This is a genomic window from Microcystis sp. LE19-195.1E (assembly GCF_027532095.1).
GTDB lineage: Bacteria > Cyanobacteriota > Cyanobacteriia > Cyanobacteriales > Microcystaceae > Microcystis > Microcystis aeruginosa.
The window spans coordinates 1-15318 of the sequence record NZ_JAPZSZ010000023.1 but is presented as its reverse complement, the minus strand read 5'-3'; the positions used below and the strand labels follow the sequence as shown (position 1 = coordinate 15318).

The following is a 15318-nucleotide window of genomic DNA, read 5'->3' as shown; positions in this document are numbered from 1 at the left end:
AAAGTGCCAGCCATTGCGGGGATCGGGGGGAAAATTCCGGGACTTTTTCCCTGAAAATTAGGTAATTGGCCACCTCAAAACTGGTAAAACCCCACACCCCACACCCCACACCCCACACCCTGCCCCCAGGAAAAACTTTTTGCCGCAAACCCTAAGTATTGTTTCCGATTGTGGCCGTCATCTTAATAGTGAGGTACTAATTTTTCGTTTTGGGGGGCCAGTCGTCACGATTCGGTCGTCAATAGCAAATTAGGTTATACTTCATCTTTAGGAAAAAAGCTGTAAGAATCGACCTAGAAAATGTCTTGACCATCGAACCAGATTCGAGGTATTCTATCAGGGTAGATCAGACAGTAATAAAATTCAGATTTAAATTGGCAATGTTAAACCAGTTAAGAATTCTAATTGTTGATGATAATGAAGTAGATCGGATCGCCGTGCGCCGATTCTTAAGAACATCGGAGATGGCGATAGAAATAACAGAAGCCGCTGACTATCAAGAGGCTAAAGAACAGATGTCCAATAATCTTTTCGACTGTATGTTTATCGATTATCTTCTACCCGATCGAGATGGTTTAACTTTGGTGCGGGAAATTCGGCAGCAGGGAGTTAAAATACCCCTAATTGTCTTAACCGGTCACGGAGACGAAGGAATTGCCGTAGATATGATGAAAGCCGGCGCTTCCGATTATCTGAGTAAATTTCGTCTTTCTGCCTCGCGCTTAAATCAAGCGATGCGAAACGCTCTACGCATCTATGAAGCGGAACAAGAAGTGGCGATTGCCAAACAAGAAAAAGAGCAATTGGCTAGACAAAAAGAAGATTTTGTTTCGAGGATGACCCACGATTTGCGAACTCCCTTAGTGTCTGTCAATCACATATTAGAACTATTTCAAGAAGGTTTATACGGTGAGATTACTCCCGAAATGAGTCGAGTCATTCATCTGATTATTCGCAGTAATACAAATCTCTTGGAAATGGTTAATAATCTTTTGGAAGTTTATTGTTATGAAAACGGCGAAAAGACACTTAATTTTACTAAATTAAAGATTATCGATATTCTCGAAGAAGTCTGTCAGCAGTTAACTCCCCTTGCCCGAGAAAAAGGACTCGAATTAAGCTTAAATGCCGAAAATGCCGGGGAAATTTTCCTAACTGGCGATCGCTTGGAACTGCGGCGCGTTTTTACCAATCTCATCGGCAATGCGATTAAATTTACCCAAAAGGGTGATGTGAAAATTCATCTCATCCCAGCTACAGAGGAAGATACTTTTGTCACCATTGTCGTCGAGGATACTGGTATAGGCATTTCAGCAGAAGAACTACCCTGGATTTTCGAGCGCCTGTACTCCAGTTCCCCAGACAGTTCCAACAATGGGTTAGGACTTTATCTCTCCCGTCGCATTATCGATGCTCATGGGGGAACTATTGCCGTCACCTCAGAATTAGAACGGGGTAGTAGCTTTTCTGTCCGTTTACCTGTCTAGAAAGATCGATAATGGAAAAAATACTTTCTGCCGATCGGTCACTGTTAATGGCTTCTAATTGGGATATCTTGTTAATACAAGCGGCGCGTCAGGGCAATCTCGCGCGGGTTCAAGCTTTACTGAGTCAGGGGGCAAATGTCAACGCCACTGATGGGCAAAATACTACGGCTTTAATCTATGCCGTGCAGGGGGTTCATAGGGAAATTGTGGCAATTTTGCGAGAATTTGGGGCTGATATCAACAAAAGTAAACAACCTCAAGGTTTAAGCCCTCTCATGTTAGCGGCTGCCCTCAATCACAGTCAAATCCTTGCTCAATTAATCGCCGCCGGTGCCAATGTCAATCAGGTTAATCAAGATGGTACACCAGCACTAATGATCGCCGTTTATAAGGGTCATATAGCGATCGCAGAACAGTTATTAACCGCCGGCGCTCGGGTCAATATGCGCGATCGGGATGGAGATACGGCTTTATCTGTAGCGATCAAACAAAATTACGCCGCAATTGTCGGTTTATTGCTCGATAGTGGTGTAGATGAAGAAATCCGTCAACAAGCTTGGTTACAGGCTCTCGTCGCCAATTGCCCAGAAATCCTCGAATTGTTTATTACCCGTGGTATGCCCCTCGATGCTCCCACTTTATCCGGGGAAACTCCCCTAATTTTGGCTGTAGAGAGGGGAAATCTCGGCAGCGTGCAAACTTTACTGCAAGCGGGAGCAAATCCGAATATCAGCACGGAGGAGGGAGAAACTGCCCTCATGATCGCCGCTGCTGAGGGATATTTCGATATTGTCCGACTTTTACTCGCTAAGGGGGCCAGTGTTGACAATCAAAATCAGGCTGGAGAAACGGCCTTGCATTTAGGGACGATCGAAGGACATCTAGAGATCGTCCATGCCTTACTACAAGCCGGCGCTTTTGTCAATCACCGCAACCATTTTGGTGATACACCCTTGATCATCGCCACGATGCAAGGATACGAAGCGATCGTTTTAGAATTGTTAAAACAGGGGGCGGAGCCTAACCTAACTCAGCAGGGAGAAACACCGTTAACTTTAGCTCTACAGCGCAAATTTAGGGAAATCTGTCGTTATCTTCTCGACTACGGGGCTAATCCCAACGCCGTTTATCCCGATGGCAAAACCGTCCTCATGAAAGCTTGTGAGGGCAATAATAGTCAATTGGTGCGCCGGTTAATCGATATCGGTGCTGATGTCAATAAACTCGATTTTAGCGGTGCTTCCCCTTTAATGTGGGCGAGTTATCACGGTTGTCTCGACACGGTTAAAGTCTTGTTAGACGGGGGAAAAGTGCACTTAAATCAGAAAAATCAAGGGGGAATGACCGCTTTAATGTTAGCTAAATTTAATCACCATCAGGCGATCGTTTCTTTATTAAAACAAGCGGGAGCGATCGAGTAAGCTGCCCGCGAATTTAAATTGCTTGTTGAGATGAGGCTCCGAGGCTGCGAGGCAGGAGATAGGGTGGTCACTGCGTGCGCGTTGCGGGGGGTGTTAGGGTGTTAGGGTTTTAGTTGAAATTCCCCCACTTCCCCACTTCCCCACTTCCCCACGAGAAGCTTTTTGCCGCAAACCCTAGATAGTCAACAGCTTACCATGACCACGGTGATATTATCGGAACCGCCAGCTTTTTTGGCCGCTGCCACTAAATTCTCGACAATTTCCTGACAATCGGCACCAGTTTGCAAATAATCGCTAATTTCCTCGTCGGACACTTCTTCCGTCAAACCATCACTACAGAGAATTAAACTATCGCCGGACTGCACATCGAGGGGAGATACCGTCACTGGGGGCAAATCGCGACGACCGAGACATTGAAATAAAATGTGTCGCCAAGGGTGGTTTTTCCCATCTTCTTCGGACAGATCGCCCATTTTTATCGCCCTAGCTATCCAAGTATGATCCTCCGTCACCTGTTCTAATTTTTGCTCACGAAAGCGATAGAGACGGGAATCACCAATATGGGTGTACCAAGAGCCATCATCTCGGAAGATAGCCATGACTAGGGTTGTCCCCATGTCCTGTCTTTCGGGATTTTTCAGTTGATCTTCAATAATCTTCTCGTTAGCGACGGTAATTGCCTCCTGCAGCAATTCCCCGGCAGCCCGGGGCGAATTCCAGTGTTCTTCTAGATGAGCTTGGATAGTTTCAGTGGCGATTTGACTAGCTTCCTGGCCTCCCGCATGACCCCCCATACCATCGGCAACGATAAAAAAGCGGCGATCGGGGTCGATATAATAACTATCCTGATTAACCGATCGCACTACACCAGGATCGGTCATTCCCCCAAAAGAAAGATTGTTCATCGAAATTTCTGCTGCTAACACAATATTTATTATCCTGCGATCGATTACATCATACGATCCTGACGTTCAATTTTTCGCCAAAGTCTCAAGAGGGCTATCCCCGGAAGCAGGGAAATCGCCATCGGCACTAAAGTTAACCAACCAAAATCACTGATAAATAGAAGCGTCGCTGAGATAAGCAAAGCACTGATCAGTAAAGTATAGTTGGTTCCCATTTGAATCATACCCAATCGCCGTAAAAGTCGATCGGACTCGCTCGAACGTACCCGGACACGGATATCACCCCGTTCTAATTTTTCGATCGTATCATCGATGCGTCGGGGTAAACTCAGGGCGGTGCTGCTCACTTGGGCCGCTTGTCGTCCTAACTCATCGAGGATATTACTGCCATTATTTCCTGTCATATCATGTACTAATTGCAGGGCAAAAGGTTGGGCTACTTCCATAAAGTTAAATTCGGGATCGAGTCCTTTGCCTACCCCTTCCAGGGTAGAAAATGCCCGCATGACGAAGGTAAAGGTAGCGGGAAAGCGAAAAGGTTGATCGTAGGCGATGTCATAGAGATCATCGCTGATAGCGGCCACGGATTGCTCCTCAAAGGGTTTATCCATGAAGTTATCGAGCATATACTGGATCGATCGCCGCACTGCTCCCATATCACCATTAGCAGCTAATGCTCCTAAATCTACCAGAGAAGTGACCACGCGATCGGCATCTTTTTGGGCAATTCCCAAGAGAGTCTGCATTAATTTTTCGCGCACGTTGGTTTTAATTTGTCCCATCATGCCGAAATCGTAGAAAATTAAGGAGCCATCACTATCAACGGCGATATTGCCAGGGTGAGGATCCGCGTGAAAAAAGCCGTTATTGAGCAGTTGAATTAGATAGGCTTTTGCCCCCAGTTTAGCCAACAATTTGCGATCGAGTCCTGCCGCTTCTAGGGCCTCATAATGACTGATTTTGATGCCGGGGAGGTATTCTAGGGTTAAAACCCGGGGAGAGGTGTAGCGCCAATAGACTTTTGGTACTTTGACCCAATCTTCCCCGCGAAAATTACGGCGAAAAGTGTCGGCGTTACGACCTTCGTTGAGATAATCGGTTTCTTCCCAGAGAATTTTACAGCATTCTTCATAAATACCCGTCCAATCGCGACCTTTACCCCATTTAGGATGATTTTGGAAGTATTGGGCGATTTTTTTCAGGATGGCCAGATCGATACTAAATAATTTTTTCAATCCGGGCCGTTGGACTTTGACCACCACATCTTCCCCGGTGTTCAGTTGGGCCCGGTGAACTTGCCCTAAACTAGCGGCTGCTAGGGGGATGGGATCGAAGCTTTTAAAGAGTTTATTCAGGGGTTTACCGAGGGATACCTCGATAATTTTGCTGGCCTGTTCGTAGGTAAATGCGGGAACCTGATCCTGTAGTTTCGAGAGTTCTTCCACATATTCGAGGGGAAAAAGATCGGCGCGAGTGGAGAACAGTTGACCGACTTTAATAAAAGTCGGTCCCAATTCTAGCATGGTTTCCCGAATCCAAGCGGCCTGTTTTCTGCGTCTGCCGGCGAGTTTTTCTTGGCTATAGCCGCCGTTATAGCTCCATTTTTTACCGTTGAGCCAGAATTGATAAAGTACAGTCAGAACGAATCGCCAAATATCTAGACGACGACGATTGATGGAATAGCTTTCTCGATTCCAACGATAGCTATTTTTGGCGACTTCGAGGGCCGGCATTGCTGGGTTTAACTCTGGGGTAACGGGGACGGGTAGAAGGGCTGACACGCAGTTTTTGGGGCTTTAAAGCGACTAAAAGAGGTTTTTTGGTTAATTTCGGTAGTTTTTTAGTTCCGAGCGCAATTGGGCGATTTCGGCCCGCATTTCGTCGATGTTTTCCTGCACATCGGCACTGGAGGAACCACTGGAGTCTGTACCAGTATATACTCCCTTTTCCATGGCTTGATCGGCTCTCATTTGCACTTCTTCGACGAATTGCCGCAGGTTTTCCCGTTGTTCGGCATCAAATTTGCCTAATTCGCTTAAAGCGTTGGTAAACGCATCTTCTAGCTGTTCACCGATCACTTCAGCGATCGCTCGTCCGAGGAAAAAGGCGTGAATAACGGGGTTAGTCATAATCTTAAATGGATGTTTTCGCTTCGGGGTTTGTGGACGGGAAAGGCGATAATAGATTCCCTAACTACTAGGTTAGGCGACAGAACCAGAAAAGGCAAATCGTTTTTCTGAAAACGGAGGTGAGACGGGGAGGTTAATCGACAAAATTAGAGGAAAGAAAGGGCGCTAAGGGAGCAGAATCCGGTCCGATTGCGTCGAGAATTATCGCTGAAATCAACCCGATTAGCGAAATAATAGTGTCATCAACAATATCATCCTCCTGGAGAGTTAAGATGCTCAGAAAACGTTTATTAATCCCCTTAATACTATCCCTAGTCACTTTTGGTCTAGTGGTGGCCTGTAATTCCGGCACTCCCACCGGTCAAACTAACCCCAGTCCCGCAGAAAACGCCGCCACTGCTGCTATTCCCATCGGTGCAGCTTTAGCTCAAACCAGCAATCTCGCCCTATTGGGACAGGAACAGGTGATCGGTGTCAAGATGGCTGAAACATATTTTAATAAAAAGGGCGGAGTCAATGGAACACCGATTAAAGTTATTATCCAGGATGTGGCCGGGGATGAACCGGGAGCGATCAACGCCATTAATACCCTAATCACTCAAGATAAGGTGGTGGGTATTCTTGGTCCCTCCCTTTCCCAGCAAGCTTTTGCCGCTAGTCCGATCGCCGATCGAGCCAAAGTTCCCATTCTCGGTCCGTCTAACACGGCTAAAGGTATCCCCCAGATCGGTGAATATGTGGGTAGGGTGTCTGCTCCTGTGGCTGTGGTCGCTCCCAATGCGGTTAAAACCGCTTTAAAAATCGATCCCAAGATTAAAAAAGTGGCTGTCTTTTTTGCCCAAAATGATGCTTTTAGTAAATCGGAAACGGAAACTTTTCAAGAAACCCTAAAGAGTTTAAATCTTGATATTGTCACCGTGCAGAAATTCCAAACCACCGATACAGATTTTCAAAACCAAGCCACCGCCGCTATTAATATTAAACCGGATTTAGTGGTTATTTCTGGTTTGGTTGCTGACGGGGGCAATTTGGTCAAACAGTTGCGACAATTAGGCTATCAAGGGTTAATTATTGGTGGCAACGGTTTAAATACCTCTAATATTTTCCCGGTTTGTCAAGCTCAATGTGATGGCATTATCATTGCTCAAGCTTATAACCCGGAATTAGATAATCCTATTAATCGGGATTTTGTCGCCGCTTATACAGCAGAAAATAAAAAAGCACCGCCCCAATTTACCGCTCAAGCTTTTACGGGAATTCAAGTTTTTGTCGAGGCCTTAAAACGGGTAGATGATAAAAATAAACTCAGTACACTTTCCCTCGAACAAATTCGCCAACAATTAAATCAGGAAATTTTAGCGGGTAAGTATGTCACTGTCTTGGGAGATATTGCTTTTACTCCCGAAGGAGAAATCATTCAGGATAAATTCTCCGTGGCACAAATTCAAATGGATGCCGATGGTAAAAATGGTAAGTTTACTTTTGTGAAAAATTAATAAGTAAGTGGTTCTTCTCGTTTCTACCTCGTTGCAAGGGTCTCCCTTGCAACGCATTTCCAGAGGTTCTAGCTCTTGTGTAATACTAAATCCTGTTTAAAGTGTTCAAGAGTGTTAAAGTCGAGTCCAAAATCAACATAATCCTGTTTTGACTTGCAATGTTCTATTCAATTAATTTATCTAGGGATAGGACAGTATTCGATGGTGGTGTTGGACAAGAATAAAAGAAAAATGTAGGTTGGTTTTCCCTTTCTTCAGAAATTCTTCTTAAGTTTTCGTGTTCCCTAATTCTTGCTCTAAGCTAGTTCTGGAATTTCTGGCGATTATTAGTAGTGAAATTTACAGAAAATAATAACAATTTCTTGATCAGACACGCTATAAACTAGGCGGTGTTCTTTTGTAATGCGTCGTGACCATAATCCTGATAGTTCATGTTTTAATGCTTCTGGTTTTCCTAATCCAGAAAAAGGCTCTCTTTGAACATCTTTAATAAGGCTGACAATTTTAGCGTCAACTTTTTTGTCTGCGAGCGCCCATTGGTTAAACTCATCAAAACTTCGGGTTAGAAAGGCGACTTTCCTGATCAGTTAGCAGCATCTACATAAATATAACTATCAGGATTTTTCAGAGATTCTCTTGCCTCTTGGAGATGTTGACGGTTAGCTTCTGTGGAAAGCAGATAGTCCGTTTCATCCATTTCAGCAGCTTCTTTAATCAATAAAATTGCTTCGACAACTGTTCCTTCTGGTAAGTCGAGGGGAGGTAAACTAAGTTGACCATTTTTGATGATTGTTTGGTATTTTAGTGCATTCATATAATTTTGCTATTCTTGAGATTTTATTAATTATAGCAGTTTCAATGATAACTTGGATATTCTCGTTTCTGTATAGTCTTACCTCGTTGCAAGGGATGCCCTTGTAACACATTTCCAGAGGTTCTAGCTCTTGTCTAACCCATCAGGGAAGGGAGGAATATCCTCCCTTTTCTTCTTACAATGTAGAACCTTGGCACGGGACAAAAGGAACATGATTAAGGTTATTTCCGTCCCTTTTTCTTATTTTTGTGGGACTTATTTTTTCTGACTATTCTTAGCAAGTTTCCGCTGCAGGCCAGTACCGAATCCGATAACGGTTACTAACCCTAACATGGCTAGAGGTTCAGATTCCGGTACGGGTACGGCTACGGTACTCACTTTTAAATTATCAAAGGCAATATCAGCACTATCGTTAGGAGTCCCCAGTATTCCCAAAATCTCGATAGTGCTTTGACTGCTGGTTGCTGTAAATGTGAAATTACCCGAGCTATTGATCCCAACTGGACTGGAATTACCGAGCAAAGTACCCCCGACTCCATTTCCATTAAAGGCATTCACCTGTATGGCATGAGTGTTAGGATCACCGAGCAAAAGGGTGGTAAAATCCACTTCATAGGGGTTGCCGGCAATAGTATTTAAAACGGTAGAAAAACTGCCGCTAGTGGCCGACCCTCCAAACAAAACGATATTTGGGAAAAAACCAACAGCAACATTGCCTGTATTAACCGTGTAAGTGGTTGTTCCACCAACATCAGCAACACTCGTAAAAGTATTAGGTGGAATTAGATTGGTTCCCGTTGAAGGAATTGTGTTACTATATGAGTCCTGCAATACAACAACAGGCAGGGCCTGGGCTGAGTTACTCAATCCCAAAAACCCTACCAACAGAGTCGAACCAGCAATTGATAAGTAGGGCTTTATCCCCCCCCCGAAATTTATAAGTTTTGCTAAACTAAGCATGGTATGGCTCCGATAATAAGTGAAATGCCGTCCGTAGATTACAGCATTTAGGTAGAAATGTCAAGGCATTGAAACGGGTAGATGATAAAAACCATACCTCGTAAGCATTTCCAGAGGTTCTAGCTCTTGTGTAACCCATCAGGTAAGGGAGAGTCTCCCTCCCTTCCCTGATGGGAAAGTGGAACCTTGGCAGGAGAAAAATATAAAGATTTTATTAAATTGTATTCTTAACTACAATGTGGGGGGGAAGTGTGTGTAGTGTTCGCTAGTTTTTGGTCTTAGGTAGTGCGGTGTCTTAACCCAAGCGACAAAACTGCGATCGCCGTTAACCTGACAGACCAGATTGGAAGCTTGTGCTGATGATCTAGGATTATTTGCCGATTAATGACTCTTTTCGGAAATTAGAGGACAATACCGTGCCAGTAATTATGGATTTTAACAACTTTCCCCGACCTTTCTTTTTTATTCTCAAGCGATGTCAAAGACCGGATTGAAACGTTAGTAGTTATAATTGTTTAGCACTCGATCAACAGGATTGATTTCTACTTTGAAGAAAATGAAGATAAAACACGCAATTAATTGGCATAAATTTCTAACTTTTCTAATTATATTGGGCTTAATGGCTTTTTATAATAATTTTACCCCGCTCGCTTGGATATACCTTGCCCTGCACGGAACTTACGGTCTGATGTGGCTGATCAAGGATAGATTATATCCAGATCAACAATGGGAAAAAGAAATACCGTTGGCTATGGGAATATTTACCTTTATCGTTCTCGGTTTATATTGGGCTGCCCCTTTTATTATTGTTAGCGGGAAGGTCACGGCCGCCGCTCCTTTAGTATCCGCAGCCATAGCGATCAATATTATGGGGGTATTTCTCCATTACGGTAGCGATGCCCAAAAGTATTTTACCCTTAAATATAGGGAAGGATTGATCACCGAAGGTTTCTTTAGTCGTAGTCGCAATCCCAACTATTTAGGAGAGATTTTAATTTATCTGAGTTTTGCCCTGTTAGCCCAACATTGGCTCCCTTTTCTGATTTTGGGGGGATTCATCGCTGGGATCTTCATCCCCAATATGCTTAAAAAAGACCTGTCTCTCTCCCGCTATCCTGAATTTGACGCTTACAAAGCGAAATCCGGATTGCTATTACCCAAGCTAATAAACTCCCGTCTGGATGCTCGCCAATCCACTCAAACCTAAGCAAAGTTAAGGTCTTTCTCTGAAACCGCAGGGTGCGCTATTAAGTTTCATTTAGGGGGTATTAGACCGATGGAAGTGGAATAGTAGCATAGGGAAAGGTGCTAAACCGCAGGGAGCGGTTTAATTAATAATTAGGCTCTTCCCGCTTTGTATATGAGAACAAATACTGATTCACTCATTCCCATTAACGGCCATCAGCATCCGAGGTGTCAAATAAGTGGTGATCGGAACTACTCTCCAACGCTTTGAGACCTTCCACATTGGCACTTTCTGGGGACGGTAGCGGTAATACAATCGGCCACCACCAGATTAGAAAGAGTGGCAGCAAAATAGTGCCGAAGGCATTTCAAAGCGAGCCGGTACGCACCCGACACCCTAGCACGAAGTCCCTGATAAATCGAATAGGGACGCGGGTGATGCCAGGGGTTGGACAAAAGCGAGATTATGGAAGAGATTATGGAAACTTGGACGCGATCAATTGACATCGAGGAGATAGCAAAACGCCATGGGTCTCCTCTCTACATACTGAACCTCGGTCAGCTTCGCCGGAACCTGTCCCACTTTGTGGATCTTGTAGGCAGTCCATCTCAGGTTGCCTACCCGATCAAGGCTAATCCGTCGATGGCGATTCTGAATGAACTGGCATCCCTGGGATGCTCCGCAGACTGCTCTTCTAAATATGAAGTTGAGTTGGCCCTTTCTTGCGGATTCCCGTTAAATCGGATCATATACAACAGTCCGGCGCCCGACCGCCAGCTAATGGCAGCTCTCCTCGATGGAGGCTCAACAGTAGTTGCTGACTCCCAAGCTATATTAGATGACCTTCAACATAAGCTTTATGGCAAGGATTGGAGTGGGAGCTTGCTGGTTCGGGTTAACCCAGAAAAACCGGTGGAATATTTCCACAATACTGATTGGCAGGATCTGGTTTCTCACGCCTCGCCCAACAGTAAGTTTGGCATCCCATCCGAGGAATTGCCAGATGCGCTGGCCAGTTGCCAACTACCTATAGCTGGCTTGCATATCCATATTGGTACTCAGATGGATAATGTATCGGCATTTAGTCATTCGATTCAGTTTATTCATCATTTGAAAAACTTAATCGAGGCCGGCTCGAATCATTGCATGAGAAAACTAAATCTTGGCGGTGGGCTTGGCATTGACTTCCATGACGGGCAACAGTTTCCAACAATCCCAGAGTACACAGAAGCATTAAAGAAACACTTGTTACCCGGTATTGAGTACATAGTCGAGCCTGGACACGCACTGGTTGGTAATGCCGTCGCCTTGTTGACTCGTATCCGCGAGCTTAAGCAGATGCGGGGCAGACGTTGGGCTATTGTTGATGTTGGCTCCGACCAGCTAATCAAGGTGACTCTCCTCTCATGGAGCCACCAAATTATCGATCGCAATCATCGCACCCTGCCTACTCAAGGGGACGATGCTATCGGAGGGCCACTTTGTTTTGCCGGCGATATATTGCTACCATCGACCAATTTAGAAGGCCAGAGTCCTGGAGATCCATTGTTAATCCAACACGCAGGGGCCTATTGCTATTCAGTAAGCAATCACTTTAATGGGTTTCACGGGCCCGGGCATATAACCATAGATGAAATGGGTCAAATAGAAACGGCTTACACTGCTGAGGACGTATTTGCCGATCACAACTTCTTGGGATTTTCCCTGCCGACGCGCCTCCCTTCGGAAGTGCCAGATCATGAAATTGATCTCGATATCATTGAGAGACTAAGCAGTGACTATCTCAAGCAGGGAGCATCTTCAGATGGCTACACATTTACCAGAGTCCAACTCATAGCGCCAAGAACCTTGCAGTTTATGGTGAAGGCGAAGAGTTCTTTAGGAGCGATATCGATCCCATTCGCCGCCCGCATCGCCTCGGATGCCACAATCATTTCAGCTTTGTATCTTGTCGGCAAACAGGCCAAAGATGTTTCAGTTTGGGGAACAAGAATATATATGAAGTCAGACACGATAATTCGTACCAGCCAGCCATTGAGACTGGTTGTATATATAGCACCCAAATCAAGCCTCCCTGTGGATAAGCATATTACTCACCTGTCCCACTGGGACCTCGGCAACGGGAAGTTTAAGGGATCGTTCCGATTCACCTTATAAAGTTCTTTTCGTTGCCTTCCTCAAGATATTTACCTGACAGGTTGGCACTGTGTTTCTATGATGCCCTAAACCTTTAGCTATCACCTTGAGGGTGGGAGCTTTTTCTTGTTTTAGCCGATACAGCACTGGCAGTTTGTCTTTTTCCCTAGCGGTGGTTGCTTCTTTGGTCTGTTGAGTTAGTTAATTTTTCTGCGCTTTCTTTGACTACTGTTGAGGTCACTGCTGCCATAATTTTTGGATAATAAGAGTTATGGTCGGTTAAGCGTCAAAACATCGAGGCTTTTCCTTGATGCTGGCAATGTAAACTTTGATTAAGAGAAAGACTTCTAGCTCCGATCCGATGTTATATTAATAATTGAAGCTAAAGAAAAAAGCTTCCCTGACAGATCGACTGGCAAGGTTATAAAGGTCAAGTTCACAAAGGAGTAAACCCTGTTAAAGTTACATTCTGTCTCGATAACGACGATAACAGCGATCGACCTGAACGCTCATATTTCCTAGAGTAGAGAACAAGGGAGTTAGGCAATTGGAACTAGAGTCCAATGCGTCTCCAACCAGTCTCAAGTTGTGAGGGGAAATACCTGAGAATCGGTAAACTGATCGCTGTTATTGTTTGTCAACACAAGTAATTGATCATTGCAGTCGCTCTCCTTTGATGAGATAATAGAAAGTCTTCTGTTCAAAAGGATATCGATAGGATGCGACTCTCTCAACAGCTTTTTGTCACCCTCCGGGAAGACCCGGCCGAGGCGGAAATCCCCAGTCATAAATGCTTGGTGCGTGCCGGTTACATTCGTCGCATTGGCAGCGGTATTTACGCCTATTTACCCCTGATGTGGCGGGTTTTGCAGAAAGTCTCCCAGATAGTCCGGGAAGAAATGAATAAAGCCGGCGCCCAAGAATGTTTACTTCCCCAACTGCAACCGGCGGAACTCTGGCAAGAATCAGGCCGTTGGGACACCTACACAAAAGCAGAAGGGATTATGTTTGCCCTGACGGACCGGCAAAACCGGGAGTTAGGATTAGGACCGACTCACGAAGAAGTAATTACTGCCGTCGCTCGTGATTTAATTCGTTCCTATCGACAATTACCGGTTAATTTATATCAGATTCAAACTAAATTTCGCGATGAAATTCGCCCTCGTTTTGGTTTAATGCGGGGACGAGAATTTATTATGAAAGATGCCTATTCTTTCAATCTCGACGAGGAATGTTTAAAGAAAACCTATCAAGCGATGGATATAGCTTACCGCAATATTTTCCGCCGTTGTGGGTTAGCTTTTCGGGCAGTAGAAGCCGATTCTGGAGCGATTGGCGGTTCCGCATCCCAAGAATTTATGGTCTTAGCTGATGCCGGAGAAGATGAGGTTTTATTTACCGCCGATGAAAAGTATGCGGCTAATGTGGAAAAAGCCGTTTCTTTGCCGGCAGATAAAGTGGCTTCTCCCTTTAAAAAGTTTGCTAAAAAAGAGACTCCTAACACCAACACTATCGAAAGTTTAGCTAAATTTCTCGATTGTTCTGCCACCGCTATCGTCAAAAATGTTCTCTACGAAGTGGTTTATGATAGCGGCATAACTGTTTTAGTTTTGGTGAGCATTCGGGGAGATCAAGAGGTTAACGAAGTTAAACTACAAAATGAATTAGTTAGACAGGCGAGCCGTTACAATGCTAAAACAATTTTGGCTTTAAAAATACCCGATGCTGCCGCTCAACAGAAATGGGCAACTAAACCTTTACCTTTAGGTTATATTGCTCCCGACTTAGAAGATAATTTGCTCAAAAAAGCCAGCGATATAGCTCCTAAGTTTTTACGCATAGCAGACAACACGGTGACAGACTTAGAAAACTTGATCACCGGTGCAAATGAAACGGGGTTTCATTTAGTGGGGGCGAATTGGGGTAAAGATTTTATCTTACCGGAATTAATCGTCGATCTACGCAAAGCCCAGGTAGGCGATCGAGCTATTCACGATCCTGATCAAACCTTGCAAAGTGCTAGAGGAATTGAAGTCGGTCATATCTTCCAATTGGGCTATAAATATTCTCAAGCCATGAATGCTTTTTATACTAATGAAGCGGGAGAATCTACCCCCATTTGTATGGGTTGTTATGGCATAGGAGTATCGCGTTTAGCACAGGCAGCCGTAGAACAATCCTACGATAAAGATGGCATTATTTGGCCGGTAGCTATTGCCCCTTATCAAGCGATTGTGGTTATTCCCAATTTAGCTGATGCCGAGCAGGTAAAAACCGCCGAAAGTTTATACAATGAGTTAAATCAAGCGGGCATTGAAACCCTTTTAGATGACCGGAATGAACGTGCGGGAGTTAAGTTCAAAGATGCGGATTTAATTGGGATTCCCTATCGCATTGTCACGGGTAAATCTCTCAAATCGGGTAAGGTGGAATTAGTCGAAAGAGCCAGTAAAAAAGCGTCAGAAGTAGCAATTAATGAGGTGGTTTCCTATTTAAAAACTGCTATTTCAAAGGTAAATGCTTCTGATTAAGTGATTAAATATACAGATAAATTCTCGAATATAGAGCCGAAAATGGGTGGTTTCCCTAGGCTTTAACTATCAACAGGTACAGGTGCAAAATGCCAATGGTGACATCTCCCCTCTGTCTGCACCTCTCAACGGTTTTGGCAGTCAACAACTGGCTTTTAGTTCCTCTGGGATCGATGATCTACTTTCTCTAAATATTGGCGCTATTCGAGATTTTCGCGATAATCCCCTGCAGCCCACCAGTGGTTCTTTCCTG

At 44.6% G+C, this 15318-nt stretch carries 12 protein-coding genes and 2 pseudogenes; 8 read left to right on the top strand and 6 right to left on the bottom strand.

Translation table 11 applies throughout. The features are described from left to right. Positions 1-380 precede the first annotated feature (380 nt). Positions 381-1487 carry a hybrid sensor histidine kinase/response regulator gene (locus O9300_RS01925; RefSeq protein WP_287969712.1) on the top strand — a complete coding sequence of 369 codons (1107 nt, stop codon included), beginning with the start codon at positions 381-383 and terminating at the stop codon, positions 1485-1487. Between the two features lie 47 nt (positions 1488-1534). Continuing rightward, the gene (locus O9300_RS01920) at positions 1535-2908 is read left to right on the top strand and encodes an ankyrin repeat domain-containing protein (protein WP_287969718.1); all 1374 of its coding nucleotides are present in this window, start codon (positions 1535-1537) and stop codon (positions 2906-2908) included. A 182-nt stretch (positions 2909-3090) separates the two neighbouring features. Here O9300_RS01920 and O9300_RS01915 read toward each other — a convergent pair whose 3' ends face one another. The 3 genes from O9300_RS01915 to O9300_RS01905 form a co-directional block, all read right to left on the bottom strand. Further along, entirely contained in the window at positions 3091-3813 is a 723-nt protein-coding gene (locus tag O9300_RS01915; protein ID WP_287969716.1) for a Stp1/IreP family PP2C-type Ser/Thr phosphatase, read from the bottom strand. A 44-nt stretch (positions 3814-3857) separates the two neighbouring features. Beyond that, positions 3858-5546: an ABC1 kinase family protein gene (locus tag O9300_RS01910; protein WP_287969714.1), complete on the bottom strand. Its 1689-nt coding sequence runs from the start codon at positions 5544-5546 to the stop codon at positions 3858-3860. A 90-nt stretch (positions 5547-5636) separates the two neighbouring features. Further along, positions 5637-5942: a DUF6825 family protein gene (locus O9300_RS01905; protein WP_190721747.1), complete on the bottom strand. Its 306-nt coding sequence runs from the start codon at positions 5940-5942 to the stop codon at positions 5637-5639. Between the two features lie 272 nt (positions 5943-6214). Between O9300_RS01905 and O9300_RS01900 the strand changes: the two genes are divergently transcribed. Further along, positions 6215-7438, top strand: coding sequence for an ABC transporter substrate-binding protein (locus tag O9300_RS01900; protein WP_287969710.1), 1224 nt, complete (start codon positions 6215-6217; stop codon positions 7436-7438). 326 nt (positions 7439-7764) lie between these two features. Here the strand turns inward: O9300_RS01900 and O9300_RS01895 are convergent, their stop codons facing one another. The 3 genes from O9300_RS01895 to O9300_RS01885 form a co-directional block, all read right to left on the bottom strand. Then, positions 7765-8022: a Txe/YoeB family addiction module toxin gene (locus tag O9300_RS01895; protein WP_287732693.1), complete on the bottom strand. Its 258-nt coding sequence runs from the start codon at positions 8020-8022 to the stop codon at positions 7765-7767. Beyond that, complete coding sequence (locus O9300_RS01890) at positions 8022-8252, bottom strand: hypothetical protein (RefSeq protein WP_002757161.1); 231 nt, start codon at positions 8250-8252, stop codon at positions 8022-8024. The genes O9300_RS01895 and O9300_RS01890 overlap by 1 nt, the downstream gene beginning before the upstream one ends. Before the next feature lie 255 nt (positions 8253-8507). Further along, on the bottom strand, positions 8508-9212 hold the full coding sequence (locus O9300_RS01885; RefSeq protein WP_287969708.1) for a PEP-CTERM sorting domain-containing protein: 705 nt from the start codon (positions 9210-9212) through the stop codon (positions 8508-8510). A 368-nt stretch (positions 9213-9580) separates the two neighbouring features. Here O9300_RS01885 and O9300_RS01880 point away from each other — a divergent pair. The 5 genes and pseudogenes from O9300_RS01880 to O9300_RS01860 form a co-directional block, all read left to right on the top strand. Next, positions 9581-9706: pseudogene (locus O9300_RS01880) on the top strand (DUF4334 domain-containing protein); the annotation flags it as partial. A gap of 62 nt (positions 9707-9768) precedes the next feature. Then, entirely contained in the window at positions 9769-10419 is a 651-nt protein-coding gene (locus O9300_RS01875; protein ID WP_287969706.1) for a methyltransferase family protein, read from the top strand. Positions 10420-10875: 456 nt separating this feature from the next. Continuing rightward, positions 10876-12555: a diaminopimelate decarboxylase family protein gene (locus O9300_RS01870; protein WP_287633396.1), complete on the top strand. Its 1680-nt coding sequence runs from the start codon at positions 10876-10878 to the stop codon at positions 12553-12555. A 698-nt stretch (positions 12556-13253) separates the two neighbouring features. Continuing rightward, positions 13254-15065 carry a proline--tRNA ligase gene (locus O9300_RS01865; RefSeq protein ID WP_287969704.1) on the top strand — a complete coding sequence of 604 codons (1812 nt, stop codon included), beginning with the start codon at positions 13254-13256 and terminating at the stop codon, positions 15063-15065. Between the two features lie 40 nt (positions 15066-15105). Next, positions 15106-15318, top strand: a pseudogene (locus O9300_RS01860) (BamA/TamA family outer membrane protein); the annotation flags it as partial.

Excerpts from the sequence above, each read along its gene's own strand:
- O9300_RS01925 (WP_287969712.1), top strand. The coding sequence starts at position 381 with ATGTTAAACCAGTTAAGAATTCTAATTGTTGATGATAATGAAGTAGAT.
- O9300_RS01920 (WP_287969718.1), top strand. The coding sequence starts at position 1,535 with ATGGCTTCTAATTGGGATATCTTGTTAATACAAGCGGCGCGTCAGGGC.
- O9300_RS01915 (WP_287969716.1), bottom strand. The coding sequence starts at position 3,813 with ATGAACAATCTTTCTTTTGGGGGAATGACCGATCCTGGTGTAGTGCGA.
- O9300_RS01910 (WP_287969714.1), bottom strand. The coding sequence starts at position 5,546 with ATGCCGGCCCTCGAAGTCGCCAAAAATAGCTATCGTTGGAATCGAGAA.
- O9300_RS01905 (WP_190721747.1), bottom strand. The coding sequence starts at position 5,942 with ATGACTAACCCCGTTATTCACGCCTTTTTCCTCGGACGAGCGATCGCT.
- O9300_RS01900 (WP_287969710.1), top strand. The coding sequence starts at position 6,215 with ATGCTCAGAAAACGTTTATTAATCCCCTTAATACTATCCCTAGTCACT.
- O9300_RS01890 (WP_002757161.1), bottom strand. The coding sequence starts at position 8,252 with ATGAATGCACTAAAATACCAAACAATCATCAAAAATGGTCAACTTAGT.
- O9300_RS01885 (WP_287969708.1), bottom strand. The coding sequence starts at position 9,212 with ATGCTTAGTTTAGCAAAACTTATAAATTTCGGGGGGGGGATAAAGCCC.
- O9300_RS01875 (WP_287969706.1), top strand. The coding sequence starts at position 9,769 with ATGAAGATAAAACACGCAATTAATTGGCATAAATTTCTAACTTTTCTA.
- O9300_RS01870 (WP_287633396.1), top strand. The coding sequence starts at position 10,876 with ATGGAAACTTGGACGCGATCAATTGACATCGAGGAGATAGCAAAACGC.
- O9300_RS01865 (WP_287969704.1), top strand. The coding sequence starts at position 13,254 with ATGCGACTCTCTCAACAGCTTTTTGTCACCCTCCGGGAAGACCCGGCC.